The sequence below is a fragment of the Nocardia sp. CY15 genome (genome assembly GCF_009829295.1).
Lineage (GTDB): Bacteria > Actinomycetota > Actinomycetes > Mycobacteriales > Mycobacteriaceae > Nocardia > Nocardia sputi.
The window spans coordinates 105,303-130,208 of sequence record NZ_VUOT01000002.1 but is presented as its reverse complement, the minus strand read 5'-3'; the positions used below and the strand labels follow the sequence as shown (position 1 = coordinate 130,208).

The window sequence follows — 24,906 nt, the reverse complement described above, 5'->3', positions numbered from 1 at the left end:
TCCCGACAAGGTCGGCGCTCCTACCACCCGAGTGGCGAGGGAGGGCGACTCGGGTAGCTGGGCGGCTCCCCCGCGCTGGTCACGCGTCGCGCTGGTTCACCACGACCAGGGCCGCGCCGAAGACGATCGCGACGAAAGCGGTGAAGTACAGCAGGCTGCCCCACGGTCCCCAATGCCAGTTGGCCGTGGATGGGGCCGCGCTGAAGAAGTGGTTGGCGTTCGCGAACGGCAGGAACGGGGTGACGTTGCGGCCGAAGCTGCCGAACGCCCCGAGCAGTCCCTCGATGAGCAGCGGCCACAGCACGATCAGCGAGATCGCGGCGGCGGACTGCCGCACCAGCACGCCGACGCCGACCGCGAGCAGGACGCACAGGAACGCGTAGATCGGGATGCCGTAGACCTCCCGCCAATCGTCCGGGCTGGACAGGGTCAGGGTCGCCCCCGCGTCCGGACCGCCGAGGGCCTTGGCCACCAGGTAGGCGAGGAATACCAGCACGAGGGTGAGCACCGCGCCGTACACGCCCACCAGCCCGGCCTTGGTCAGGATGACCTTGGCCCGGTGCGGGGTGGCCTGGAACGTCGTCCGGATGATTCCGAAGCGATATTCGCTGGTCACGGTGAGAGTCGCCATGATCATCAGGACCATCACGCCGAAGCCGCTGATCCCGGCCACCGCCGTGGAGACGGTCAGGTCGATCGCGCCTTCCTTGCCGTAGGACGCGCGCGCCACCGAGGCGAGCAACGCGGCCATGCCGAGCGCGAGGGCGACGACGATCGCCGAGCACCACCAGGGCGACCTGGTGGAGGTGAGCTTGATTCGTTCCGCTGCCAGCACACCCATCAGAGCGCACCTCCCATAACTTGATCGAAGCCTTCGCCGTGGTACTCCACGGCGCCGCCGGTCATCCGCATGAACGCCTCCTCCAGCGAAGCGCGCTGCGGAGCCAGCTCGAACAGCGTGATCTCGTTCGCACCGGCCAGCTTGCCGACCGCGTCACTGGTCACGTTCGCCACCACGAGCGCCGGCCCGTCGGGGCCCGCCCCGTCCTCGCGGACGGTCATGCCGTTGGAAGTGAGCACACTGCGCAGCTGGTCGAGCTGCGGGCTGCGCACCCGGACCGACTGCTCGGAGGCGCGCTCGATGAACTCCTGGGTGGTCGAGTCGGAGATGAGCTTGCCGCGACCGATCACCACCAGGTGCTCGGCGGTCTGCGCCATCTCCGACAGCAGGTGGCTGGAGACCAGCACCGTGCGGCCCTCGGCGGCCAGCCGCTGCATGAACCGGCGGATCCACAGGATGCCCTCCGGGTCCAGGCCGTTGACCGGCTCGTCGAACAGCAGCACCTGCGGGTCGCCAAGCAGCGCGCCGGCCAGGCCGAGCCGCTGCGACATGCCCAGCGAGAATCCGCCCGCGGACTTGCCCGCCACCTCCGACAGGCCGACCAGCCGCAGCACTTCCTCCACACGGGACTTGGCGATGCCGTTGGACGCGGCCATCCATTCCAGATGGGCGCGCGCCGACCGGTTCGGATGCACCCACTTGGCGTCGAGCAGCGCGCCGACGGTGCGCAGAGGATGGTCCAGTTGGTGGTACGGCTTGCCCTGGATCAGGGCAGTGCCCGCGGTGGGCTTGTCCAATCCGAGAATCATCCGCATGGTGGTCGACTTGCCCGCGCCGTTCGGTCCCAGGAACCCCGTCACTTGTCCCGGTCGAACGGTGAAGGACAGATCCTGCACCGCCACGGTCTGCCCGTAGTGCTTGGTCAGGCCCCTCAGCTCGATCATGCCGCCCAGCATTCCGCAGATCGCGGCCGCGCGCGTCGATAAATGGTGTCGAGTTGCCTCATCCTCGAGGATGAGGACGCGGGCTTACCCCTAGGGGCTCGACCCGCACCGACCCAGCAATTCGGCGACATGGAGCGGCGGCGCGACGTCACCGGGGATCATGCGCCGATCACGCAGCGCACCTTGGCCGGAACGCAGGTGAGCAGTTCGACTGGCTGCGATCACACAAAGCGCTGTTGCCGGGCCGGGCATCACCACGTTGGGGCGTTGGTCGCCGAAGGCCGCACCACGGCCGGCGATGTTGGAGCCGGATCAGCGACCAGAGCAGGCCGGGAACGGGGCGGCGCTGATGCGGCTGTGGACGTCCCGGAAGACGCCGAGCCACGGGTCAGCGAGCTGGAGCCGCTGCGAGGGCACAATACGCACCTCATCGAAGGGAATGGTCAAGGCTTGGCCGCCACCGGGAAATTTCGACATGCACGAGGGCAGCTGGGCCACGGTGACCGCCCTGAAAACAGCATCGGCCAAAGAACTGACCGACTACATGGTCGATCCACCACCAGGATCCAACGCAGACCGGTTTACATCTCCGGTACTCTATTTCGCGCGAGGCCCCTGGTAGACAGCGCCCCCGATCTCCGTACATCCGGCCAGCGTCTTGGCGAACGCCGGATCCACTGTGGCGATCTCGTACCGCGAGCCGGCCAGCGCGAAGTTCGTGTAGCAGCGGAATGGGCAGCGCGTCACTCCAGCGAGCGAGAGCCGGGCGGTCCGTTCTCGCCTGCGCCGGTTTCCGACTGGGGGCTTCCCGCGAGCGCGATCACGGCGGTGAGCGCGGCGGCCGCGTCGAGAAGCGCACGAGAGCGGGCCGTGATGCTCGCGTCCCGAGCCGCCAGCGCGGCTTCGACGTCTTCGGAACGGTCGCCGCGCGGCAGGTCCGGCATCAGAATCCGGAGGCTGTCGACGCGGTATCCGGCGCTGCGGAGCTGGTGGACGATCCGGGCATCTCGCACTTGCGCGGGCGAGTACCGTCGCACTCCCTGTGCGGTGGGGCGGTCCGGAACCACCAATCCCTCGGCGTCCCAATGCCGCAACGTCGACGGGCGCACGCCGAGCGCCGCGGCGAGCTCGGACACGCTCATCGAATCCGATGGACGCACGTCATCGATCGGTTCGGCGGAGATCGCTTCGGCCGCCCGCTTGGCGAGCCCGAGATCCCGGCGCTCCCGGTCGAGCCGGGCATGCGCCGCGTCGAGCAGCGCGAGCACCTCGGCGATAGGCCTCTCGTGAACCGCGCGAACGATTCGTTTGGCCTCGACCGGGCCGACACCGGCAGCCAGCGCCCGATAGGCCAGCGCGCAACGCAGGTGGATCTCCCCGTACCTGCGATAGCCCGATGCTGTGCGCAGCGCAGACGGCAGTACGCCGTCCCGCTCCAGGTTGCGAATCTGCTGCACGGAGTACCCGGCGCGGCGCGCGACATCGACCGTGCGCATGGACGAGTTGAGAGTTGGCACCCTACCTATCCTCGATATCCGTCCCGAAGTCTCCACAAGCACCTCAATGAAACGCTGGAACCATGACCATCGACGAGATCATCGACTTCGTATCGGCTCTCGAGGGCGTGTTGACCCTCCGCCCCGGACCCGGCGACGGCTCCCCGCAGATCAGCTGGGGCGACACGTTCTTCTACTACTCACCAGACGGCGGCGTGCCGAAGGCGACCCAACCCTTCGCGACAATCGTCACCAAGAACTATCCGGACGACGAGCGGTCCCGCCTGGACCGCCCCGACACCTTCCGCGTCAACATCGCCGCCGGAAAAGAAGCCTTCACCCACTGGACCGGCCATGCTCCGCGTGAGCTACCCCCGAATCTCGACCACAGCGTCACCGACACCGTGTTCCCGCATCCCGTCTACAGCTCCGCCGGTTGGCTCGCGATAGTGAACCCAGACAGCCGGACCGATGAGACGACCCGCGACCTGCTCCGCACCGCGTACGACCGAGCCCGTGCACGCTACGAACGGCGAGCCGCATCCACCGAGAGCTGACGCAACTTTCCAGCCATCTCACGGACCGCTCCTCGGCGAGCTGACACGCCACGGCCGCCGGCGACAAGCCGACATGGGGCTTCGGCGAGCTGAGAATTCCGGCCGCCCTGCCCATGCTGTAGGCGCGAGAGTCCTCGTCATCGAGCCGGTCCGCTGCACTGGAGGCGTCGGTGGGGTCGGTGTGCTGCACAACACCTCTGGTCACGACGCCGACGGGCCCCGGCGCACTGTTCACCGGGGCCCGGGATCGAGGGGGTTTGATATCAATTCCAATCGCCGACCCGCAGAGCCGACGTCGAACACCGCGCCCGGCACTTCTTCCCGGGCGCGCAAGGTGTAGGTACCTGTCTCAGCGACCACCTCCCGGATCGACGAACTAGACCTGCGGTATGTCATCCCCTCCGGCGGTCCGGTCGACTGCACCGAATTCTCTTCTCCGCCGGAGGGGATGGTGATTCTTGCTCTCCGGGCAGTTCACCTGCCCGGCCAACCAGACTCTTCATCTCCAACGACAGCGACTGTATATCAGCCTTCGGAGAATGTCTCCATTCTGGAGTACAGCTTTTCTGCGCAAGGTGAGGTGTCCTGCACGACGGAACTTCGGGCCCGGCTGCGCGAGTTCCGCAGCAGTCTTCCGGTTCGGAGAGGATGTAACCGCCGCCGAGGGTATCCACGCCTCCCGCCGCGCACACCTGATCGCGTCCGCGCGCGGTTGACATGGAGTGCGCTCCAGCTCTTAGCGTCGGAACCGATGGTTTCGAGTTCAGGAGGTAGCAACATGATCGACGTCCCCACCCGGCAGCTCGGTGAACTGGCGGTCTCCGCGCAGGGCCTGGGATGCATGGGTATGAGTCACGCCTACGGCGCGGCGGACGACGCGCAGTCGATCGCCACTCTGCACCACGCCCTCGACCTGGGGGTGACCTTGCTGGACACCGCCGACTTCTACGGCGCGGGGCACAACGAGGAGTTGATCGGACGCGCGATCGCCGAGCGCCGGGACGACGTGGTGCTGGCTACCAAGTTCGGCTTCGCCAACCGCTTGGGCGAGCCGACTCGCATTCGGGGCGACGCCGCCTACGTGCGGCAAGCGTGTGACGCGTCGCTGCGCCGGCTGGGGGTCGATCACATCGACCTCTACTACCTGCACCGGGTCGATCCGCAGGTGCCGATCGAGGAGACCGTCGCAGCCATGGCGGAGCTCGTGCAGGCAGGGAAGGTCCGCCACCTCGGGCTGTCGGAGGCGGGCGCGCAGACCATCCGGCGGGCGCACGCGGTGCATCCGATCGCCGCTTTGCAGAGCGAGTGGTCGTTGTGGACTCGCGACCTGGAGGCGGAGATCCTGCCGGTCTGCCGTGAACTCGGCATCGGCGTGGTTCCGTTCTCCCCGCTCGGGCGCGGATTCCTCACCGGCCGCTACAACTCGGTCGAAGGCTTGGCCGAGACCGACGTGCGGCGCAGCCAGCCGCGTTTCGCCGAGGGCAACCTCGAACGGAACCTGGCGATCGTCGCGAAGCTGAACGAATTGGCGGCGGCGAAGGGAGTCACCGCCGGCCAGCTCGCTCTGGCTTGGGTGCAGCATCGGGGCGAAGACGTGGTGCCGATTCCCGGCACCCGGCGGCAACGGAATCTCGAGGAGAACCTCGCGGCGCTGACCGTCGAGCTGTCCTCCGAGGACCTCGCGGCGATCGAGGCCGCCGCCCCGCCCGAGCAGGTCGCGGGCACCCGCTACGACGCGACGAACCTCACCTTCGTCAACGGCTGAGCCCGCCGCGTCCCCGGCCCGCTCTCGTCGCGGGCTGGGCGACGCTGCCGCCCGCAGAGCGGCGTCGCTCACGCCCAACCGACGACAGCTGTTCCACCGGAGCGGGCTGCTGCATACCGAGATCCGCTCGGACGCTCGAGCCGTTCCGAGACCGCCCTGCTCGGGGGGTTCGAAGCCGAGACAGCCCTGCCGACGCAGGGATGATCATCGACATCCCTGCCCTGGACTCGAGCGAATCCGTCACAGCGCCGGAGACGACGCCTGCGCCCAGAACCGCTTCGGGATGCGCCCGGCCAGCCGGGCCGCGTATCCGGCGCGGACCGCGTCCGCCATCGCGGCGGCCATCAGTTCGGGGCGGCGGGCCCTGGTCACGGCCGTGGCGAGCAACACCGCCGAGCAGCCGAGTTCCATGGCGAGGGCGGCGTCGCTCGCGGTGCCGATGCCCGCGTCCAGGATGACGGGGACCTTCGCGTCGGCGACGATCATCTCGATGTTGTGCGGGTTGCCGATGCCCAGGCCGGTGCCGATGGGCGCGCCCAGCGGCATCACCGCCACGCAGCCGGTGTCCTCCAGACGGCGCGCCAGAACCGGGTCGTCGTTGGTGTAGGGCAGCACGACGAACCCGTCGTCGACGAGTTGTTCGGCGGCGGTGAGCAATTCGATCGGGTCGGGCAGCAGGGTGCGCTCGTCGGCGACCACCTCGAGTTTCACCCAGTTGGTGCCCAGCGCCTCGCGCGCCAGCTGCGCGGTGAGCACCGCTTCGGCCGCGGTACGGCAGCCCGCGGTGTTCGGCAGCGGCGCGATGTCCAGCCGCTTCAGCAGATCGAGTACGCCGGTGCCGCCCGCGGCATCGACCCGCCGCATGGCCACGGTGGTCAGCTCGGTGCCGGAGGCGATCAGCGCCTCCTCCAAGACGGCGAGGTTCTCCGCGCCTCCGGTGCCCATGATCAGGCGGGAGCCGAATTCCCGGTCGGCGATCCGCAGCGGGGCGTCGGCCCGCTCGGATGCCGTCGCGACCTCAGCCACCTTGAACCGCCGTCAGCACCTCGATCTGCCAGCCGCGCCCGACCGGTTCGTCCCAGCGCGACTTGGGAAAAACCGCGCCGTCCACCGCCAGCGCGACGCCCCGGCACGGCAACCCGAGTCGTTCGAGCAGCTCCCGCACGGTGAGCGGCTCGGCGAACTCGTGCTCGTCGCCGTTCACGGTGACACCGATGGGGATGGATGACAGCGTCATCGGCTTCCTCCTACAGTCGTCGAAAAGCGTTGCGGGTCGGCGGCTTCCGCCTCGGGCAAGGCTGCCCCGCCGAGCAGGCCGGTCACCGCTTCCGCGGTGAGCGGCACGGTCAGCATGCCGTTGCGGCCGTGCCCGGTGGCCGCGATGATCCGGTCGGTGAGCCGGCCGATCAACGGCAGGTTGTCCGGGCTGCCCGGCCGCGAACCGGCGCTCGCCTCGGCGAGCTCGTATTCGCCGATGCCGGGGAACACCGCCTCGGCGTCGGCGATCAGGTCGCGAACGCCCGCGACGGTGACCGCGGTGTCGAAACCCGCCTCGTACTGGGTGGCGCCGACGACGATGCCGTCTGCGCGCGGCACCAGGTAGACCGGCCGCCCGTGCACCCGCGCCCGAATCACCCGGCGTGGCGCGGGAGCGACGCCCGGCCGTTGCCGCAGGCGCAGGATCTCGCCCTTGACCGGGCGGACCGGCAGTCCGGGCCACAGCTGCGCCGACGCGGCTCCGGCGGCGAGCACGACTTGGTCGTGCGGAAGTTCCGTCAGCGAGTCTACGGACTCGGCGCGCACACCGACGCCCGCCGCCTCGGCCGCCCGCCGCAGCGCGGCGACCAGCTTGCGATTGTCGATCGCGGGTTCGGCGGGCGCGAGCAGCGCGGCGCGCACCGTTCGGGCCAGGTTCGGTTCCCGCTCGCGGACCCCGGTGCGATCCAGGATGGACAGCTCGTGCCCGCGCCCGCCGACCCAATCGGCCACGGTGCGCAGGTCGGCCGCGTCGGCCGCGTCCAGCGCGACGGTCATGGTTTCGTCTGCCACGAAGACCGAAACTCCGGTCGCGGCCTCGAGCCGGGCGGCGAATCCGGGCCAGCGGGCCAGCGACGCCGCGCCGAACTCGAGCACCCGATCCTCGCCGGGCCAACCCTCCGACAGCGGTGCGAGCATGCCCCCGGCCACCCAGGAGGCGCCGGTCGCGACCGCCGGATCGAGCAGGGTGACCGACCAACCGGCTTCGGCGGCCCGCCAGGCCACGGCGAGCCCGATGGCGCCGCCACCGACGACGGCCAGAGTCCGCATCCGATCCACCTGCCTCCTGTTTCGCATCCCCACGGTAGCGCGGCTACCGTCGAAGGCGTGCAACCCTCCCACCCGAATCGACCCGCCTCGCCGCGGGAACGTCTGGCGAACGCGCTCCTGTATCTCTGCACCGACGCACGCCGGGAGAAGGGCGATCTGGCCAAGTTCGCCGAGGCGGCGTTCGCGGGCGGAGTCGACATCATCCAGCTCAGAGACAAGGGATCGGCGGGCGAGGCCCAGTTCGGCCCGCTGGAGGCCAAGGCCGAGCTCGGCGCGCTCGCCGAGTTGAAGGCCGCCGCGCGCAGGCACGGCGGCCTGGTCGCGGCGAACGATCGCGCCGACATCGCCCTCGCCTCGGGCGCCGACGTGCTGCATCTCGGCCAGGCCGACCTCCCGCCCTGGTACGCGCGCCGGATCCTCGGACCGGACGTGGTGATCGGACGATCCACGCACAATCGCGCGCAGGCCGGACTCGCCGCGATCGATGAGCACATCGATTACTTCTGCACCGGCCCCATCTGGGCGACCCCGACCAAACCCGGCAGGCAGGCGGCCGGTCCCGAACTGGTCCGATCGACGGCGGATGCCCATCCCACCCGGCCTTGGTTCGCGATCGGCGGGATCAACGCCGACAACCTCGCGCAAGTGCTGGAGGCCGGGGCGAAGCGGGTCGTCGTGGTGCGCGCGATCACCGAGGCCCGCGATCCGGAAGCCGCGGCGCGCGAACTCAAAACGGCCCTGCTCGCGAACGCGTGAGCGCAGCGGTCAGGACAGCACCTGCCCGCGGGTGAACGAAAGCGCGGTCTCCACCGCGGTGTTTCCGCTCTGCGCGGGCTCGACGACCTGCGCGTCCGGCTCGTCGATGATCCTGGCGTAGTCGCCAGGACCGGCTGGATCCGAGTGCAGCCAGACGAACCCGAGATCGGCGAGGTCCAGCGTGCGCGGCAGCGCGGCGGCCACGGCGCGGTCCTCGCCGATCTCGGCGAGCAGCACCCGTGCGGGTGCGGCGCGCAGGGTGGGCCAGGATGCGGCGAAGCCCGGATGCAGAGGACGGGCCTCCACCTCGTCCTCCGGGACCCACGCCAGCTCGGTGCTCTCGCGATTCCCCGTGGTCGGCAGGGTCATGACCGCGTCGGCGACGACCGTCGTATAGGTCCAGCCGCTCAGGGCCGACGCCGTCACCCGCTCGGCGCGCACCCGGATGTCGTCGGCATCGATCCCCGCCTCCTCCCATGCCTCGCGCACAGCCGCGTGCACGGGCGTCTCATGGCTGTCGCGTGCCCCGCCGGGCAACGCCCATGTTCCGCCCTGATGGCTCCAGGGGGCGCGGTGTTGCAGCAGTACCGCCGAACCGCCGTCGGCGAGCGGAGCGCGCAGGAGAAGTCCGGCGGCGCCGAAGCGACCCCAGTGCCGCAATCCGTCGGGGCCACGCGACCAACCGTCACCGTCACCACGCATCTCGTACCCATCCTCGTCCAGCTACGACACTGTCCCGCCCCGCTTCCTCCCAACCGGGGGTGTTTCACACGCCGCGGCGCCCGTACGACCACAATAAACTCCGCACCAATACGCACGGGTGGACCGGATATACGGTCGAGCCGTCGAAAAAACCGCGTTTGCGGCCCAAACTGGGGAGGTGGACATGGCTAGCTCCGAGCCGACGACGGCCGAACTCCGGCCGTCGTCCGCGCCCGAGCCCGCCGGTCGGGACGATCCGGGCGGGCTGAGCGTCGCGGTGGTTCGCGAACGCATCGACCTGGCCAACTTGCTCTCGTTCGCCAATTCCTCACCGGGACGGCTGATCGCGCTCGGACTGCTGCTCATCGGCCTGTGCCTGGCCGCGGGTTCGGTGACCGCCGCGACGGTCGGCGACCGCCAGCAGAGCCTGGACGTCTTGCTCTACAACACCGAACCGGACGCCCACTCCGCACATCGGCTCTACACCTCGCTGTCGATCGCCGACGCCGCCGCCAGCACGGCCTTCATCGCGGGCGGGCTGGAACCGCAGGCGGTGCGGGATCGCTACACGCAGGCGATGGGCGAGGCGGCCGCGGAATTGGTGACCCAGTCCGACCGCGCCGTCGGGCCGAACGCGGCGAGCGATCCGGATTCCCGGCTGCGCACCGGCATAGTTACCGGGCTGCCGGTGTACTCGGGTCTGGTGGAGACCGCACGGACGAACAATCGCAGCGGATATCCGGTCGGGGCCGCGTATTTGAGCGAGGCGTCCAACCAGATGCAGACGACGCTGCTCCCGATGGCCGAGGAATTGCACAATCATCGCTCGGCGGCGGTGACGGCCGCGCAGCGCAACCACGTGCGGCCACCGTGGCCCGCGATCGGCCTGCTGATCCTCACCCTCGGCGTGCTGGTCTGGGTCCAGCGGGATCTGGCGCGTCGCTGGCGGCGGGTGCTCAATCCGGGCCTGCTGCTCGCCTCGGCCGCCATGCTGATCCTGCTGGCATGGACGGTGATCGCGGGCTCGGTGTCGGCGACGTCGATGATCAGCGCACGCGACGACGGCGCGGTGCCCTCCTCGCGGCTGACCGAGAGCCGGATCCTGGCCCAGCAGGCGCGGGCGGCGGAGACGTTGAAGCTGGTGCGCCGGGACGCGACCGGCGACTACGACCGCACCTACGACGCGGACATCGAGCGGCTGGCCGATCTGATCGGCAACTACCCGGATTCCGCGCCCGCGGCGGGCGAGGTGCGCAACGCCGTTCCGGCGCTGGCTCGCTGGCGGGTGGCGCATCAGCGCATGAACGACGCGCTGGCGAAGGGCGATTTCAACAGCGCGGCCGCGGTGACGACCGGCCCCGGCTCCGCGGACGCCACCGCGCAGGTGGAGGCGCTGGACCGTTCACTCGAGCAAGGCATCGCGCAGACCCGGGACACGCTGCGCGACGAGATCTCCCAGGCGGCACGGGTCCTGGACTTCTTGGGAGCGGGAGCGATGGTGCTCGGCATTCTGGCGGCGGTCTATGTGGGACTAGGCATGTGGCCCCGGCTCCGGGAGTACCGATGAGATCCGCGCGCGGCATTCTGGTAGCCGTCGTCCTGGTGGTGGCACTGGCGAGCGGCTGCGCGAGCGATTCCAGCGCGCCGCTGCCGACCAAGACGCCGAAGTACACCGATCCTCCGCTGCCCGCGAAAGCCGTACCGGTGCTCACTGATTCGCCGGTCCCGCCGCCGCCGGGCACACCGCGGTGCGGGGACCCGACCGCCAGCCTGCGCCCGACCGTAGCGGGCGCCGCCGCGCGCGGCCCGGCGATCGACGCGATCCGGGCGCGGGGCAGGCTGCTCGTCGGGCTGGACACGGGCAGCAATCTGTTCAGCTATCGCGACCCGGTCTCGGGCGCCATCGTCGGCTTCGACGCCGACATCGCCCGGGAGGTGGCCCGCGACCTGCTCGGCAGTCCGGATCTGATCGAGTTCCGCAGCCTCGGCTCCGCCGAGCGTGAGACGGCGTTGCAGAACCGCACCGTCGACCTGGTCGCCAAGACCATGACGATCAACTGCGAGCGGCGCGAGAGGGTCGCGTTCTCCACCGTCTACCTGCACGCGAATCAGCGGGTGCTCGCGGTGAAGAACTCCGGGATCCGAAGCCTGGCCGACTTGGCCGGCCGTCGGGTATGCATCGTTTCCGGCACCACGTCGCTGGAGCACATGCGCCGCGAGCAACCTGCCGCGACCATCCTCACCGTGCCGAGCTGGGCCGACTGCCTGGTCGTCCTGCAACAGCGCCAGGTCGACGCGGTCAGCACCGACGACGCCGTCCTCGCGGGTCTGGCGGCGCAGGACCCGTACACGGAGTTGGTCGGCGGCAGTATCAGCGAGGAGCCGTACGGCATCGGCATGCCCAAGGGCAACGACGATCTCGTCCGCTTCGTCAACGGCACGCTGGAACGGATCCGTAACGACGGCACGTGGGTCGGGCTGTACCAGAAATATCTCACCGTCCTCGGCCCCGTTCCCGCCCCACCCGCTCCTACCTATCAGGATTGACAGGCCAATGAGCACACGGCCGGCTCCCGAGCCCGACCCGGGCGAATCCGCCCCGGGACGGCCCGGTTCGGCGGATGTGTTCGAGGACGGGGTCACCGGGCCGCATGAGCATCGTCCAGGGGCCGCACCGGAGCCGCTGCGCACAGACCACGAGCCGCCCTCGAATCAGGACGCAACCGGTGTGGCTGGTCGGTCGAAACCGCAGGCCGAGAACGACCCGGACGCGACCCGCATGCAGGTGCATCGCCTGGACACGACCGCGGGCACGGTCGCCTGGAACCGCGAGCCGGACGACGAACGGTCCGGAAGGCCGCAGCCACCGGCCCCCGACCTGGACGTCGCGGAACCAACGCTCGCTGCCGGGGCCGACGACGGCCCGGGCACGGAGGTGGCACGCGACGAGCGGGGTACGGCAGCGCGGACCGAGGCAGCGGGGCAGGAAGGCACTCGCCGAACGGATTCCGACCCCACATCGGCGCCGCTGCGCACCTCCGGACGCAGCGTGCGCACCGCGCGAACCCGTCCGGTGGTGCGGCGGCTCGGCGCGGGACTGGTGCCGATCCCGACGGTGACGCCCGCCGACCCGCGCGACGCGGTGCTCACCGACGCGGTGGTCTCCGAGGGCAGGCGATTCTGCTGGCGCTGCGGCAAACCCGTCGGCCGGGCGACCGCGACCAGGCCCGCGACCACGGCGGGTACCTGCGCGACCTGCGACGTGCCCTTCGACTTTCGCCCCACCCTGCACGCGGGCGACATGGTGGCGGGGCAGTACGAGATCCAGGGTTGCATCGCCCACGGCGGACTGGGCTGGATCTACCTGGCCATCGACCGCAATGTCAGCGACCGCTGGGTCGTGCTGAAGGGCCTGCTGCACACCGGCGACGCCGAAGCGCAGGCGGTGGCCATGTCCGAACGTCAATTCCTCGCCGAGATGGCGCATCCCAGCATCGTCAAGATCTACAACTTCGTCGAGCACACCGGCGACGACGGCACACCGGTCGGCTACATCGTCATGGAGTACGTGGGCGGCCAGTCGCTGCGCGACATCCTCGACGCCTACGAACGCCCGCGGCGCATGCCGGTCACCGAGGCCATCGCCTACCTGCTGGAAATCCTGCCCGCGCTGGACTACCTGCACTCGACCGGATTGACCTACAACGACCTCAAACCCGACAACATCATGGTCACCGAGGACCAGGTCAAGCTGATCGATCTCGGCGCCGTCACCACCATCGAGGCCTACGGAAACCTCTACGGCACCAGAGGATTCCAGGCGCCGGAGCTCGCGCGCACCGGCCCGACCATCGCCTCGGACATCTACACGGTGGGGCGCACGCTGGCCGTGCTCACCTTGCACATGCCCTCCGAGCACGGGCGTTACCTCGACGGACTTCCCGAGCCCGCCGACGAGCCGGTGCTGGCACGCTACGAGTCCTTCCACCGTCTGCTGCTGTGCGCCACCGACCCGGACCCGCAGCGCCGATTCCCCTCCGCCCGGGCGATGTCGGCCCAGTTGTCGGGCGTGCTGCGCAAGATCCTCGCGCTGGAGACCGACACCGAGCACCCGCAGCTGTCGGTGGTCTTCACGCCGCCACGGGCCAGTTTCGGTACCGAGGAGCTGATCAGCCAGACCGACGCCTACACCGACGGCCGACCCCGCAGCAGCGGATTGGACGCCCTCGACGTGGTGGCAGGGCTGCCGATCCCGCTGCTCGACCCGGCCGAACCGTCGGCGCCCCTGCTCGCGGCCGCGGTGCATCCGGAACCAGCCCACGCGTTGGAGGCGCTGCGGCACGCCCGAGACCGAGCCGAGTCCGACCCCGGCAACGCTCCGGAGACGCTCGACCTGGAACTCACCCTCGCCGAGGCGCGCGTGCGGCTCGATCTGCGCGAGTCCGCCACGGTCTTGGACCTGCTCGCGCGGCTGCCCGAACGGGAATGGCGGGTGAGCTGGTATCGCGGTATGGCCGAATTGCTCGACCGGGAGTACGAGCGCGCTTTCACGAATTTCGACGAGGTCTTCCGGGTGCTCCCCGGTGAGATCGCACCCCAGCTCGCCATCGCCGCCACGGCCGAACTCGTGCTCCAGCACTGGGATTCACCCGACCCCGAACAGTGGCGCGCCTACGCCGAGAAGGCATACGAGACCGTCTGGCGCACCGACCGCACCGTGGTCAGCGCTGCCTTCGGGCTGGCCAGGCAACTGGCCGCGGACGACCAGGTGGACGAGGCGGTGCAGGCGCTGGACGCCGTGCCCGCCGCGTCGCGGCATTTCACCACCGCGCGGATGACCGCCGTACTGCTGATGCTCACGGCCGCGCCGGTGGCCGACCTCGACGAGGCCACCCTGCACATCTCGGCGTCGCGGGTGCTGAGCCTGCCCGCGGGCGAGAGTCGCGCGGTGCAGATGCGGGTGCTGGTACTCGGCGCCGCCCTGGCGTGGCTCCAGGCGGGCAACACGCCGAAGCGCCCCGATGCCACGCTGTTCGGCGCGCCGTTCACCGAACGCGAGCTCAGGGCGGGCACCGAGGCGGGCCTGCGCTCGCTGGCTCGGGGAGCGCCCAATCGCAAGCATCGCTACGCGCTGGTCGACCTGGCCAACGTGATCCGCGCGAAGACCTGGATCTAATCGAGCCGGTCGACCACCTGCCGTGCGGCGCGGGCGATCGCCAGTTCCTCATTGGTCGGCACCACGAGGACCGCGACCGGCGCGTCGGGCGGGGAGATACGCCGCGCGCCACGGTTTTCGGCGGTGTTGGCCGCCGGGTCAACCTCGATGCCGAACCGGGTGAGGCCCGCGAGGGCATCGGCGCGCACCTGCGGGCTGTTCTCCCCCACTCCGGCGGTGAAGGTGATCGCGTCGACGCCGCCGAGTTCGATCAGGTACGCCCCGAGGTAGCGGCGCAACCGATGGATGTACACGTCGTAGGCGAGCCGGGCGGCCTCGTCACCGTCGGCGATGAGGCGGCGTAGTTCGCGGAAATCGTTCACGCCGGACAGCCCCTTGATGCCGGAGTCCCGGTTGAGCAAGGTGTCGATCTCATCGATGTCCATGTGCGCGGATCGGGCCAGATGCGCCACGATGCCGGGGTCGAGATCGCCGGACCTGGTGCCCATCACCAGACCTTCCAGCGGGGTGAGTCCCATGCTGGTGTCGACCGGACGCCCGCCGCGGATGGCGGAGGCCGACGCGCCGTTGCCCAGGTGGAAGACGATCTGGTTCAGCTCGGCAGGGTCGCGCCCGAGCAGTTGCGCCACGCAGCCGGACACGTACTCGTGCGACGTGCCGTGAAAACCGTACTTCCGGATGCCGTGCGCGGCGGCCACTTCGGCGTCGATGGCGTAGGTCTTCGCGGCGGCGGGCAGGCCGTGGAAGAACGCCGTGTCGAAGACGGCGACCTCCGGCACTCCCGGCAGCAGCGCACGCGCGCTCTCGATCCCGGCGACGTTGGCCGGATTGTGCAGCGGCGCCAGCGAAGCGAGTTCGGTGATCGCGGCGACCACGTCGTCATCGATCAGCGTGGGCCGGTAGAACACCTCGCCGCCGTGCACCACCCGGTGCCCGACGGCCCGCACACCCTCTCGGACCAGATCGTGGCCCGTCGCGGCGAAGGTGTCGAAGACCAGCCGCAGCCCGGCGGCGTGGTCGGCGATCGGCTCACGACGCTCGGTGGTCGAGCCGTCGGCGCGATGCACGATCCCGCCCTCGTCCTCGCCGATGCGCTCGACCATCCCGGACGCCGCGACCACGCTCGAATCCGGATCCACGAGCTGGTATTTGATGGACGAGGAGCCGGAGTTGATCACCAGCACCATGCCCTCGGCCGTCTTGCTCATCCCGCCTCCTGTGTCCCGCGCGGCGCCCGCACCCGGCGGGCTCGCCGCACTCGCACGGCAACCACGATCACGACGCGATCATTCCGCGTCGCCCGCTCGCGGCGGCATCAGCTGTCCTGCGCCTGGATGGCGGTAATCGCCACGGTGTTGACGATGTCGGCCACCAGCGCGCCGCGGGACAGATCGTTGACCGGCTTGCGCAGCCCTTGCAGCACCGGGCCGATCGCGATCGCGCCCGCGCTGCGCTGCACCGCCTTGTAGGTGTTGTTGCCGGTATTGAGGTCGGGAAACACGAACACCGTCGCGCGCCCGGCGACTTCGGAATCGGGCAGCTTGGTATCGGCGACAGTCGGTTCGATCGCGGCGTCGTATTGGATCGGCCCTTCCACCGGCAGCTCCGCCGCGCGCTCACGCACCAGCTTGGTCGCCACGCGCACCTTGTCCACATCCGCCCCGCTGCCCGATTCGCCGGTCGAGTACGACAGCATCGCGACCCTGGGTTCGATGCCGAAGCGGTCGGCGGTCGCCGCGGAGGAGATCGCGATGTCGGCCAGTTGCTGAGCGCTGGGGTCCGGCACGACCGCGCAGTCGCCGTACGCGAGGACCCGGTCGGCCAGGCACATGAGGAACACGCTGGAGACGGTGGAGACCCCCGGCACCGTTTTGATGATCTCGAGCGACGGCCGGATGGTGTGCGCCGTGGTGTGCGCCGCACCCGAGACCATGCCGTCGGCGATCCCCTTGTACACCATCATGGTGCCGAAATACGAGATGTCGGCGACGGTTTCGCGCGCCCGCTCCAGCGTCATGCCCTTGTGTTTGCGCAGTTCGGCGTACTCGGCGGCGAACTCGCCCAGGTAGCCGGAGCTGCGCGGGTCGAGCACCTCCGCGGCGGAGATGTCCACCCCCAGTTCGGCGGCGCGGGCGCGCACGGCGGTCTCGTCGCCGAGGATGACCAGGTCGGCGATCTTGCGCTGGAGCACCCGGCCCGCCGCACGCAGGATGCGGTCGTCGTCGCCCTCCGGCAGCACGATGCGCTTGCGATCGGCCCGCGCGCGCTCGATGAGCTGGTACTCGAACATCTGCGGCGTCACCACCGAGCTGGGCGGAACGTCGATGCGCCGCAACAGCTCCGCGGCGTCCACGCGCTGTTCCATCAGCGCGAGGGCCGTGTCGACCTTGCGCGGGTTGCCCGCGGACATGCGACCACGGGTGCGGTACGCCGCGCCCGCCGTGTCGTAGGTGCCGAGATCGGTGGTGAGGATCGGCAGCTTGGGCTTGAGGCCGGTCATCAGCCGCGCCACCGCGGGATGCGGCAGCAGGCCGCCGTTCATGATGATGCCCGACAATGACGGAAAGCCCTCGGCCTCATGCGCGTTGACGACGCTGAGCAGCACATCCGAGCGGTCGCCAGGGGCGATCACGACGACGCCCTCGACCAGCCGCTCCAGGATGTGCTCGGCCGTCATGCCGCCGACCATGACTTTCAGCGCCTCGCGGTGCAGCAACTCCGGATCGCCGCTGTACATCTCGCCGCCGACGGCCGTGCACAGCTCGGCCATGGTGGGCGCGATCAGCAGCGGGACCTCGGGCAGCGTCCACGACGGGACGCCGAAATCGCGCAGCGCCGCGCACACCTCCTCCAGTCGCTCCGGGTCGCAGCGATTGGCGATGATGGCGACCAGCTGCGCGTGCTCGTGCGACAGCTCGGCCGCGCACAGCTCGGCCAGCTGCTTCACCTCGGCCGGGGTGCGGTCCGCGCCGCGCACCACCAGCAGCACCGGTGCACCCAGATTGACCGCGATCCTGGCGTTGAAGCGCAGTTCGCTGGGGCTGGCCACGTCGGTGTAGTCGCTGCCGACCACGACCACCGCGTCGCACATCTTCGCGACCTCGTGGAAGCGCATGACGATCTCGCTGATCGCGGCGTCCGGGTCGGCGTGCACCTGCTCGTAGGTGGTGCCGATCGCCTGCGCGTAGTCGATGTCGGCCGTACTGTGCTCGAGCAGCAGCTCGAGAATGTAGTCGGGCCCGGTGGTCGAGCGCGTGATCGGACGGAACACCCCGACCCGCGCGGTCGTCGCGCACAGCATCTGCAGTACCCCGAGAGCCACCGTCGATTTACCGGTGTCGCCTTCGGGAGAGGCGATGTACACGGCGGATGGAGCGTTGTCGGCCATGACCGAGAGCTTAGTGAACCGGCGGCTACCGGGCCGTGCCACGCGACGGTCGGCACCGGCCGCGTGACCCGGGCCTCTCCCGCTCGAGAGCGGGTCCAGCGCGACGCGGACCTGCTCGGGGCGAGTCCCGACGCGACGGGTTCGCCGCGACAACGAGAGCGCGAGCAGCGCCGCCTCCCGAAGCCGCCGTGGCCGTTGCCGCTCGCCGCTATAGTCCGGGCATGGCTGAGCAATTTCCGGATCGGCAGTGGGGTTCGCGCACCAACCTATACGCCCGCGCGGCAAGTAGATTCGCGGCTACGAAGCTCGGTTCCCGGCTCGTCCGCGCCCTCACCCCGCTGGACCGGGCGGTCCTGGAACGCACCCACGCCAAATACACCGTGCTCGGACCGATCGGCGCGCCGGTCATCCTGCTCACCACCATCGGTCGCAAATCCGGCCGACCGCGCACGCAGCCGCTGCTGTACGTGCACGACGGCGACACGCTCTACGTGATCGGCAGCAATTTCGGCCAGGCCCATCACCCCGCCTGGACCGCCAATCTGCTGGCGAACCCCAAGGCGACAGTCGCCATCGCGGGTCGGCGCCTCGAGGTAACCGCCACCCCCGTCGAGGATCCGGATAAAACCGCCATCTTCCAGCGCTTCGTCGACATCACCGGCGCCTACGCCGCCTACCGCTCCCGAACCACCCGCGACCTGCGCATCTTCGCCCTCCGCCGGGCGTGATCGCGCGAGTGGCACACCGTCGCGGCCGAGAAGGCCACCGCGTGGTGTGCCGGTCGGGAAACGTCAGGCCAGCGCGCGCAGGCGGGGGGCCAGGTCGCGTTGGAAGAGGTCGAGGAAGCGCCGCTGGTCGTGGCCGGGGGCGTGGAAGACCAGGTGGTTGAGGCCGGCGTCGAGGTAGGGCTTGATCTGTTCGACCGCTTGGTCGGGGTCGCTCGCGACGATCCAGCGCTTGGCGATCTGTTCGATCGGCAGCGCGTCGGCGGCGGCCTCCATCTCGATCGGGTCGGTGATGCTGTGCTTCTGTTCCGCGGTGAGCGAGAGCGGTGCCCAGAAGCGGGTGTTCTCCCGGGCCAGTTCCGGGTCGGTGTCGTAGGAGAGCTTGATCTCGATCATCCGATCGATGTCCTCCACGCCGCGTCCGGCCTTCGCCGCGCCCTCGGCGACCGCGGGCATCAGCTTCTCGGTGTAAAGATCCATGCCCTTGCCCGAGGTGCAGATGAACCCGTCACCCGCGCGCCCGGCGTATCGCGCGACCAGCGGGCCGCCCGCCGCGACGTAGATCGGGATGCCACCCTTGGGCACGTCGTAGATGGAGGCGCCGACGGTCTTGTAGTACTGCCCGTCGAAGTCGACGCGGTCGCCGGTCCACAGGGCGCGCATCAGGTCGACCGCCTCGCGCAGACGCGCGAAACGCTCCTTGAACTCCGGCCATTCGCCGGTGTACCCGGTGGCGATCTCGTTGAGCGCCTCGCCGGTGCCGACGCCGAGCATGACCCGCTCCGGATACAGGCAGCCCATGGTGGCGAACGCCTGGGCGATCACCGCGGGGTTGTAGCGGAAGGTGGGGGTGAGCACCGAGGTGCCGAGTTGGATGCGCTTGGTGCGCTCGCCGACCGCGGCCAACCAGGCCAGCGAGAACGGCGCGTGCCCGCCCTTGTGCCGCCACGGCTGGAAGTGGTCGCTCACGGTGGCGCTGTCCAGGCCGTGTTCCTCGGCCAGCACCGCGATCTCCACGAGTTCACGCGGACCGAACTGCTCCGCCGATGCCTTGTATCCGAGCTTGAGTCCGCTCATCTGCCACGCTCCTCGCGTTTCGTTTCGCTGCCATCGCGATCCGTCATCGACAGTAGCCAACGCTGCCGCCGCCCCTGCCGATGGCCCGGCGCGGATGATCTTCGCAGTGGGGCGATCGCAGGCCCACCTCGACCGGCCGTAACAGGAGAACGCCGTGCCGGGGGTGGAATGTTTCTGCGGCCGAAGATGCCGACGGCACCGGCCCGGCCGGTCGTGCCGGTTTCGGTCGCGGGGCGATAGCGGATAATGGCCCGCGTGACCGCAGACGACGAGCCGATCCTGTCCTACTTGACCGATATGGACGGCGTGCTGGTGCACGAGGACCACCTCATCCCGGGCGCCGACAAGTTCCTCGCCGAACTGCGCGCCAACGAGACGCCGTTCCTGGTGCTGACGAACAATTCGATCCGCACCCCGCGCGATCTCCAGGCGCGGCTGCGCCACACCGGCCTGGACATCCCGGAAGAAGCGATCTGGACCTCCGCGCTGGCCACCGCTACCTTTCTGAGCGAACAGCGGCCGAACGGAACCGCCTACGTGGTGGGCGAATCCGGGCTCACCACCGCCTTGCACGAGATCGGCTATGTGCTGACCGACAGCGATCCGGACTACGTCGTGCTCGGCGAGACCCGCACGTACTCCTTCGAGGCGATCACCACCGCGATCCGGCTGGTCGAGCGAGGGGCCCGTTTCATCGCGACGAACCCGGACCCGACCGGGCCGTCCCGCGAAGGTTCGCTGCCCGCGACCGGCTCGGTGGCCGCGCTGATCACCCGCGCGACCGGCCGCGAACCGTACTACGTCGGCAAGCCGAACCCGCTGATGATGCGCTCCGCATTGCGTCGCATCGGCGCGCACTCCCAGTCCTCGGTGATGATCGGCGACCGGATGGACACCGATGTCATCTCGGGGCTGGAAGCGGGCATGCGCACCATCCTGGTCACCTCCGGCATCTCCACCCGCGCGTCCTTCGAGGCCTACCCCTACCGGCCCACGATGGTGGTGGACTCCGTCGCCGACCTGATCGGCAAGACCAAGTCCCCGTTCACGGCCTGATCTGGTGCGCGGGCCGACAGCCGCCCACCAGATCAGGGCTGGACGCTTCCGGTCCGAACACCGTCACGCGCACCGATCGGCCGTGATGCGTGATTCCTTCTGCGTCCGAGCCATTCGAGGAAATCCCGCCCTCAGTCGGCGTCGGTGGTGATCGCGTCCATCGCGGCGGACAGCTTCGTGAGCACCTCGACGGTGCGCACGAGCTGCTCGGGGCCGAGTTCGTCCGCGAGCCGTTCGGACATCACTTTGTGCTGCGGGTCGATGCGGCGGACCGCGGCCAGCCCCGCGTCGGTGACTGCGACGAGTTTCGCGCGGCGGTGCGCGGGGTTGGGACGGTATTCGGCCAGTCCCTTGTCCACCAGCAGATCCGCGATGCGCTGCACGCTCTGGCGGGTGATGCCCATTTCGCGGGCGATCCCGGCGACGGGCAGCGGCGTCCGCAACACCGCGCCCAGCACCTGCCACCAAGCGGCGGTGAGACCCGCCGGTCGCGCCAGTTCCTCGGCCACCGCGAGGAACTGACCGTTCAAACGGAACGACGTGATCGCCGCCGTGGCGAACAGCTCCTGTTCACCGGTCATGCCGAGCCTCCGATATCCCTCGCTCACGCATGCTGCGCGTCGTACTCCGCGAGCACCGCCCACCCGGCCGGATCGGCGTGGGCGAACAATCGGTACCAGCCGTCGAGCACATGCGGCTCGTACACCCCGAGCCTGCCGAGCACCTCGCGCGCGAATTCGAACGGCGCGCTCGCACTGGCGGTGATCACGTCCCCGTCGGTGACGGCAGGCTCGTCGACATAGTGCTCGGCGCCCGAATACCCGCTGTAGAGCAGGAATTCCGCGACATTGCTGGTGTGCCTGCGCGTATCGAGCAGGCCCGCCTCGGCCAAGCCGAACGTCGCCCCGCAGATCGCGGCGACCGGAACACCCGCGTCCACGAACTCGCGCGCCTTGTGGGCGAACGGCTCCAGCTCCGGCCCCTCCCAGGTCTCGGCGCCCGGCAGGATCAGCATCGCGCTGTCGGCGGGCGTGAGATCGGCGAGCACGAGGTCCGGCACGATGCGCATCCCGCCCATCGTTGTGATCGGTTCCGCCGTCGGGCCGACGGTCCGCACCTGCCAGGTTCCCGGCTCCCGATGCCAGCTCGACTTGTTGATGTGCGCGGTGGCCGCGCCCACCTCCCAGTCGGCGAGCGTGTCGTAAACGGCCATGTGCACTGTCTTCGTGGTCATGACAGTATCCTGTCATAATTGACAACATACTGTCAATCCTCGCAGCGCCGTCGAACGCCGGGTAGGAAGCACGACGCCTGGGCGAACCGGGAACTACGCTGAGTGCATGCGGATCTCGGTGGCGGCGGACGAGTGGGCCGGGGTGGCTCGGGAGCTGGTCGAGGAGCTGGGCAAGCGCGGCCACGAGATCGTGCCGCACGGCGCGCTATCGGACGAGGAACGCGACGACTGGGCGTGGGCAAGCGAAGCGGCGGCCCGCGACGTCGCCTCCGGCCGGGCCGATCAGGCCGTCGTTTGCTGCTGGACCGGTACCGGCGCCTCGATCGCGGCCAACAAGGTCGCCGGCGTCCGCGCCGCCCTCTGCGCGGACGCCTCGACCGCGGCCGGCGCCCGCACCTGGAACGACGCCAACGTCCTGGCCCTGAGTCTGCGTTCGACCTCCAGCGCCGAACTCCGCGAAATACTGGACGCGTGGTTCACGACCGAACCCAGCTCCGCCCCCGACGACCAGGCCAACATCGCCCATCTCGCCGAGATGGAACGGCGCTCCTGACACGCCGCACAGCTGCCCGAGATTCCCCTGACCCCTTGCCCGCGCGCGGCGGGATCAGGAGAGGGCGTGCTCGAGATCGGCGAGGAGGTCTTCGACGTCTTCCAAGCCCACCGAGATACGGACGACGCCGTCGGTCAGGCCGATGGTGGCCCTGCCTTCGGGGCCCATGGCGCGGTGCGTGGTGGTCGCCGGGTGCGTGATCAGGGTCTTGGCGTCACCGAGGTTGTTGGAGATATCGACCACGCGCAACCGGTTGAGAACCTCGAAAGCGCGCTTCTTCGCCTCGTGCTCGGGGGCGTTGAGCTCGAAGGTAACCACGGTGCCGCCCGCGCTCATCTGGCTGGTGGCCAGGGCATACTGCGGATGCGACGCCAAGAACGGGTAGCGCACCCAGCTGACCGCCTGATGATCTTCCAGGAAGCGGGCGATACGCAGGGCGGCCTCCGCCGAATGGCGTATCCGCAGCGGCATCGTCTCGAGGCCCTTGAGCAGCGTCCACGCGTTGAAGGGGCTCAGCGCGGGGCCGGTATGACGCATCAGCGTTTTCACCGGACCGTCGATGTAGTCCTTCGCGCCCAGGATCGCCCCGCCGAGCACCCGACCCTGCCCATCGATGTGCTTGGTGCCCGAGTAGACCACCACGTCGGCGCCGAGCTCGAAGCCGCGTTGCAGCAGCGGAGTGGCGAACACGTTGTCGAGCACGACTTTCGCGCCCGCCGCGTGCGCCAGCTCGGTCACCCGGCGCACATCGACCAAGGTCTGCATCGGATTGGCCGGCGTCTCGAAGAACACCGCCTGGGTGGGCACCGACAGCGCCTGCTCCCACTGGTCGAGGTCCTCGCCGTCGACGAAGACGGTCTCCACGCCCCAGCGCGGCAGGATCTCGTTGCACACCACGAAGCACGAGCCGAACAGGCTGCGCGCGGCGACGAGCCGGTCACCCGCCTTCAGCAGCGCGCCCAGCGCGGTGAACACCGCGGACATGCCACTCGCGGTCGCGAAGCACGCTTCGGCGCCGTCGATCAGGCGCATCCGCTCCTCGAACATGGCCACCGTCGGGTTGCCGTAGCGGGAGTAGACGAAGTGCTCGACCTCGCCGGTGAACGCGGCCTCGGCGGCCTCGGCGCTCTCGTAGACGAAGCCGGAGGTCAGATAGAGCGCCTCGGCGGTCTCCTCGAAACCGGAGCGCCGCAGCCCGCCGCGCACGCCCAGCGTCGCGGGGCCGACGCCGTCGGGCAGCGGCTTGTCGAACGCGCCGCCGGTGATCACGACTGCCGCCAGGGCAGTCCGAGGGCGCGCCAGCCGGCGCCGCCGCGATGCCCGAATTCGTCGAGAGGGCCTTCGAAGCCCTCGAGCACGTTGTAAGAGGTGCGGTAGCCCGCCGACGTGGCGGCGATCGCGGCGCCCACCGAACGCTGACCGGAGCGACAGAGGAAGACGACGGGGGCCTCGGGGTCGTGGCCGTCGAGCGCCTGCTTCAAATGCTCGACGAAGGCCTCGTTGCGGGCGCCCGTGGAATCGACCCACTCGATCAGCACGGTCGGCCGTTCGATCGAACTCGTGTCGGGGACGCCGACGAACTTCCATTCCGCTTCTGTCCGCACGTCCACGAGGACGGCGTCGGGATTGTCCCGCAACAGTTCCCATGCCTGCTGCGGAGTGATGTCACCGGCATAACTCATGTGCACCTCCTGCGAATCCGCACTTGCCGCGCCCGGGACCGAGGCGCCGCCAGGTCGTCACCCGGAGCACCCCACCGCGGAGGAGGGTTGCCGACCAGTAATGCCGGGGCTTGACACTGGTTCTCATGACCTTCGACTGAGATTGCACCGACCCGGGTCATCGTGTCAAACGATGGCTCACACTGCGGGAACGCTCAGGTGCAGACCAGCCACTTGTCGCCGGATCTGGTGAGAATCCAGGTGGAGGTGGCCGCCCTGCCGTCCACCGTCGTGGTGACGGTCGCCTTGCCCCGGTCGCCGTCCACCATCGGCGGGTCGATTTTCGCGATCTCGACGGGCTTTCCGGCGCCGTCCTGTCCCGCCAGGGGCGAGCGGTCGGCGTCGAATCCTTGGCACGCGGTGCCGGGCGGCGGCACGATGTCGCTCCGGTTGGAGCCGTCGACGAAGTTGCGCACGGCCGCCACGATGCGGTCGGCTTCTGTGACATTTTTCTCAGCGGGCGACAGCACGCCACCGAGCACGATCGCGATCAGCACGATCACCGCGACCACCGCTGCCGCGACGAACGGGGCCGCGGAGCGCTTGTCGGTCTGATCGACCCGGATGATCTCGTCCTCGCCCGCGGTCGGCTGCTGTTCGGTCATGGC

At 69.6% G+C, this 24,906-nt stretch carries 24 protein-coding genes and 1 riboswitch; of the genes, 9 read left to right on the top strand and 15 right to left on the bottom strand.

Annotated features, from left to right (window positions below):
* Positions 1-79 precede the first annotated feature (79 nt).
* From GVY39_RS06410 to GVY39_RS06400, 3 genes are all read right to left on the bottom strand, one after another.
* Entirely contained in the window at positions 80-841 is a 762-nt protein-coding gene (locus GVY39_RS06410) for an ABC transporter permease (RefSeq protein WP_159921920.1), read from the bottom strand.
* Positions 841-1,785: an ABC transporter ATP-binding protein gene (locus GVY39_RS06405; RefSeq protein ID WP_159921922.1), complete on the bottom strand. Its 945-nt coding sequence runs from the start codon at positions 1,783-1,785 to the stop codon at positions 841-843. The genes GVY39_RS06410 and GVY39_RS06405 overlap by 1 nt, the downstream gene beginning before the upstream one ends.
* A gap of 743 nt (positions 1,786-2,528) precedes the next feature.
* Positions 2,529-3,302 carry a MerR family transcriptional regulator gene (locus GVY39_RS06400; protein ID WP_159921924.1) on the bottom strand — a complete coding sequence of 258 codons (774 nt, stop codon included), beginning with the start codon at positions 3,300-3,302 and terminating at the stop codon, positions 2,529-2,531.
* A gap of 62 nt (positions 3,303-3,364) precedes the next feature.
* Here GVY39_RS06400 and GVY39_RS06395 point away from each other — a divergent pair, with 62 nt between their 5' ends.
* On the top strand, positions 3,365-3,838 hold the full coding sequence (locus GVY39_RS06395) for a DUF6194 family protein (protein WP_159921926.1): 474 nt from the start codon (positions 3,365-3,367) through the stop codon (positions 3,836-3,838).
* A 778-nt stretch (positions 3,839-4,616) separates the two neighbouring features.
* The gene (locus GVY39_RS06390) at positions 4,617-5,603 is read left to right on the top strand and encodes an aldo/keto reductase (protein WP_159921928.1); all 987 of its coding nucleotides are present in this window, start codon (positions 4,617-4,619) and stop codon (positions 5,601-5,603) included.
* Between the two features lie 240 nt (positions 5,604-5,843).
* On the opposite strand, the gene GVY39_RS06385 is transcribed toward GVY39_RS06390, so the two are convergent.
* The 3 genes from GVY39_RS06385 to thiO are packed head-to-tail and all read right to left on the bottom strand — an operon-like array spanning position 5,844 to position 7,910.
* Entirely contained in the window at positions 5,844-6,629 is a 786-nt protein-coding gene (locus tag GVY39_RS06385) for a thiazole synthase (RefSeq protein WP_159921930.1), read from the bottom strand.
* Positions 6,622-6,840 (bottom strand): sulfur carrier protein ThiS, encoded by a 219-nt coding sequence (gene thiS / locus GVY39_RS06380; protein WP_159921932.1) that lies wholly within the window; start codon positions 6,838-6,840, stop codon positions 6,622-6,624. Before thiS ends, GVY39_RS06385 begins: the two co-directional genes overlap by 8 nt.
* On the bottom strand, positions 6,837-7,910 hold the full coding sequence (gene thiO, locus GVY39_RS06375; RefSeq protein ID WP_159921934.1) for a glycine oxidase ThiO: 1,074 nt from the start codon (positions 7,908-7,910) through the stop codon (positions 6,837-6,839). The genes thiS and thiO overlap by 4 nt, the downstream gene beginning before the upstream one ends.
* Positions 7,911-7,967: 57 nt before the next feature.
* On the opposite strand from thiO, the gene thiE reads away from it, so the two are divergent.
* A complete protein-coding gene (gene thiE, locus GVY39_RS06370) occupies positions 7,968-8,666 on the top strand; it encodes a thiamine phosphate synthase (protein ID WP_159921936.1) in 699 nt (232 codons plus the stop codon).
* Positions 8,667-8,675: 9 nt separating this feature from the next.
* Here thiE and GVY39_RS06365 read toward each other — a convergent pair whose 3' ends face one another.
* The gene (locus GVY39_RS06365) at positions 8,676-9,368 is read right to left on the bottom strand and encodes an NUDIX hydrolase (protein WP_159921938.1); all 693 of its coding nucleotides are present in this window, start codon (positions 9,366-9,368) and stop codon (positions 8,676-8,678) included.
* Between the two features lie 184 nt (positions 9,369-9,552).
* Between GVY39_RS06365 and GVY39_RS06360 the strand changes: the two genes are divergently transcribed.
* Genes GVY39_RS06360 through GVY39_RS06350 form a run of 3 tightly spaced genes read left to right on the top strand, consistent with a single transcriptional unit; the run spans position 9,553 to position 14,544 of the window.
* Entirely contained in the window at positions 9,553-10,935 is a 1,383-nt protein-coding gene (locus GVY39_RS06360) for a hypothetical protein (RefSeq protein ID WP_159921940.1), read from the top strand.
* Positions 10,932-11,915, top strand: a complete 984-nt coding sequence (locus tag GVY39_RS06355; protein WP_159921942.1) for a glutamate ABC transporter substrate-binding protein — start codon at positions 10,932-10,934, stop codon at positions 11,913-11,915. Before GVY39_RS06360 ends, GVY39_RS06355 begins: the two co-directional genes overlap by 4 nt.
* Positions 11,916-11,922: 7 nt before the next feature.
* Complete coding sequence (locus tag GVY39_RS06350; RefSeq protein ID WP_236565332.1) at positions 11,923-14,544, top strand: serine/threonine-protein kinase; 2,622 nt, start codon at positions 11,923-11,925, stop codon at positions 14,542-14,544.
* Here GVY39_RS06350 and GVY39_RS06345 read toward each other — a convergent pair.
* Together GVY39_RS06345 and pta are read right to left on the bottom strand one after the other, a co-directional pair.
* A complete protein-coding gene (locus tag GVY39_RS06345; protein ID WP_159921944.1) occupies positions 14,541-15,752 on the bottom strand; it encodes an acetate kinase in 1,212 nt (403 codons plus the stop codon). The genes GVY39_RS06350 and GVY39_RS06345 overlap by 4 nt on opposite strands.
* A 107-nt stretch (positions 15,753-15,859) precedes the next feature.
* The gene (gene pta, locus GVY39_RS06340) at positions 15,860-17,932 is read right to left on the bottom strand and encodes a phosphate acetyltransferase (protein WP_159921946.1); all 2,073 of its coding nucleotides are present in this window, start codon (positions 17,930-17,932) and stop codon (positions 15,860-15,862) included.
* Positions 17,933-18,153: 221 nt separating this feature from the next.
* On the opposite strand from pta, the gene GVY39_RS06335 reads away from it, so the two are divergent.
* Positions 18,154-18,660, top strand: a complete 507-nt coding sequence (locus GVY39_RS06335; protein ID WP_159921948.1) for a nitroreductase/quinone reductase family protein — start codon at positions 18,154-18,156, stop codon at positions 18,658-18,660.
* A 63-nt stretch (positions 18,661-18,723) separates the two neighbouring features.
* On the opposite strand, the gene fgd is transcribed toward GVY39_RS06335, so the two are convergent.
* Positions 18,724-19,734, bottom strand: a complete 1,011-nt coding sequence (gene fgd, locus GVY39_RS06330) for a glucose-6-phosphate dehydrogenase (coenzyme-F420) (protein WP_159921950.1) — start codon at positions 19,732-19,734, stop codon at positions 18,724-18,726.
* A 297-nt stretch (positions 19,735-20,031) separates the two neighbouring features.
* Here fgd and GVY39_RS06325 point away from each other — a divergent pair, with 297 nt between their 5' ends.
* On the top strand, positions 20,032-20,790 hold the full coding sequence (locus GVY39_RS06325) for an HAD-IIA family hydrolase (protein WP_283779477.1): 759 nt from the start codon (positions 20,032-20,034) through the stop codon (positions 20,788-20,790).
* 131 nt (positions 20,791-20,921) lie between these two features.
* Here GVY39_RS06325 and GVY39_RS06320 read toward each other — a convergent pair whose 3' ends face one another.
* Positions 20,922-21,371 (bottom strand): MarR family winged helix-turn-helix transcriptional regulator, encoded by a 450-nt coding sequence (locus GVY39_RS06320; protein ID WP_159921954.1) that lies wholly within the window; start codon positions 21,369-21,371, stop codon positions 20,922-20,924.
* A gap of 23 nt (positions 21,372-21,394) precedes the next feature.
* Positions 21,395-22,024: a type 1 glutamine amidotransferase family protein gene (locus GVY39_RS06315; RefSeq protein WP_159921956.1), complete on the bottom strand. Its 630-nt coding sequence runs from the start codon at positions 22,022-22,024 to the stop codon at positions 21,395-21,397.
* Between the two features lie 106 nt (positions 22,025-22,130).
* Here GVY39_RS06315 and GVY39_RS06310 point away from each other — a divergent pair, with 106 nt between their 5' ends.
* A complete protein-coding gene (locus tag GVY39_RS06310) occupies positions 22,131-22,577 on the top strand; it encodes an RpiB/LacA/LacB family sugar-phosphate isomerase (RefSeq protein ID WP_159921958.1) in 447 nt (148 codons plus the stop codon).
* Positions 22,578-22,631: 54 nt separating this feature from the next.
* On the opposite strand, the gene GVY39_RS06305 is transcribed toward GVY39_RS06310, so the two are convergent.
* From GVY39_RS06305 to GVY39_RS06295, 3 genes are all read right to left on the bottom strand, one after another.
* Positions 22,632-23,846, bottom strand: a complete 1,215-nt coding sequence (locus tag GVY39_RS06305) for an O-succinylhomoserine sulfhydrylase (protein ID WP_159921960.1) — start codon at positions 23,844-23,846, stop codon at positions 22,632-22,634.
* Positions 23,843-24,259, bottom strand: a complete 417-nt coding sequence (locus GVY39_RS06300) for a rhodanese-like domain-containing protein (protein ID WP_159921962.1) — start codon at positions 24,257-24,259, stop codon at positions 23,843-23,845. Before GVY39_RS06300 ends, GVY39_RS06305 begins: the two co-directional genes overlap by 4 nt.
* A 14-nt stretch (positions 24,260-24,273) precedes the next feature.
* Positions 24,274-24,390, bottom strand: a riboswitch (SAM riboswitch).
* Positions 24,391-24,453: 63 nt separating this feature from the next.
* Positions 24,454-24,903, bottom strand: a complete 450-nt coding sequence (locus GVY39_RS06295; protein WP_159921964.1) for a hypothetical protein — start codon at positions 24,901-24,903, stop codon at positions 24,454-24,456.
* Positions 24,904-24,906: the final 3 nt, after the last annotated feature.

Coding starts and splice junctions, on each gene's coding strand:
- GVY39_RS06405 (WP_159921922.1), bottom strand. CDS start 1,785: ATGATCGAGCTGAGGGGCCTGACCAAGCACTACGGGCAGACCGTGGCG.
- GVY39_RS06355 (WP_159921942.1), top strand. CDS start 10,932: ATGAGATCCGCGCGCGGCATTCTGGTAGCCGTCGTCCTGGTGGTGGCA.
- GVY39_RS06360 (WP_159921940.1), top strand. CDS start 9,553: ATGGCTAGCTCCGAGCCGACGACGGCCGAACTCCGGCCGTCGTCCGCG.
- fgd (WP_159921950.1), bottom strand. CDS start 19,734: ATGAGCGGACTCAAGCTCGGATACAAGGCATCGGCGGAGCAGTTCGGT.
- GVY39_RS06365 (WP_159921938.1), bottom strand. CDS start 9,368: ATGCGTGGTGACGGTGACGGTTGGTCGCGTGGCCCCGACGGATTGCGG.
- GVY39_RS06300 (WP_159921962.1), bottom strand. CDS start 24,259: ATGAGTTATGCCGGTGACATCACTCCGCAGCAGGCATGGGAACTGTTG.
- pta (WP_159921946.1), bottom strand. CDS start 17,932: ATGGCCGACAACGCTCCATCCGCCGTGTACATCGCCTCTCCCGAAGGC.
- GVY39_RS06395 (WP_159921926.1), top strand. CDS start 3,365: ATGACCATCGACGAGATCATCGACTTCGTATCGGCTCTCGAGGGCGTG.
- GVY39_RS06335 (WP_159921948.1), top strand. CDS start 18,154: ATGGCTGAGCAATTTCCGGATCGGCAGTGGGGTTCGCGCACCAACCTA.
- GVY39_RS06345 (WP_159921944.1), bottom strand. CDS start 15,752: ATGAGCAAGACGGCCGAGGGCATGGTGCTGGTGATCAACTCCGGCTCC.
- GVY39_RS06410 (WP_159921920.1), bottom strand. CDS start 841: ATGGGTGTGCTGGCAGCGGAACGAATCAAGCTCACCTCCACCAGGTCG.
- GVY39_RS06310 (WP_159921958.1), top strand. CDS start 22,131: ATGCGGATCTCGGTGGCGGCGGACGAGTGGGCCGGGGTGGCTCGGGAG.
- GVY39_RS06350 (WP_236565332.1), top strand. CDS start 11,923: ATGAGCACACGGCCGGCTCCCGAGCCCGACCCGGGCGAATCCGCCCCG.
- thiO (WP_159921934.1), bottom strand. CDS start 7,910: ATGCGGACTCTGGCCGTCGTCGGTGGCGGCGCCATCGGGCTCGCCGTG.
- GVY39_RS06320 (WP_159921954.1), bottom strand. CDS start 21,371: ATGACCGGTGAACAGGAGCTGTTCGCCACGGCGGCGATCACGTCGTTC.
- GVY39_RS06295 (WP_159921964.1), bottom strand. CDS start 24,903: ATGACCGAACAGCAGCCGACCGCGGGCGAGGACGAGATCATCCGGGTC.
- GVY39_RS06325 (WP_283779477.1), top strand. CDS start 20,032: ATGGACGGCGTGCTGGTGCACGAGGACCACCTCATCCCGGGCGCCGAC.
- GVY39_RS06390 (WP_159921928.1), top strand. CDS start 4,617: ATGATCGACGTCCCCACCCGGCAGCTCGGTGAACTGGCGGTCTCCGCG.
- thiS (WP_159921932.1), bottom strand. CDS start 6,840: ATGACGCTGTCATCCATCCCCATCGGTGTCACCGTGAACGGCGACGAG.
- GVY39_RS06315 (WP_159921956.1), bottom strand. CDS start 22,024: ATGACCACGAAGACAGTGCACATGGCCGTTTACGACACGCTCGCCGAC.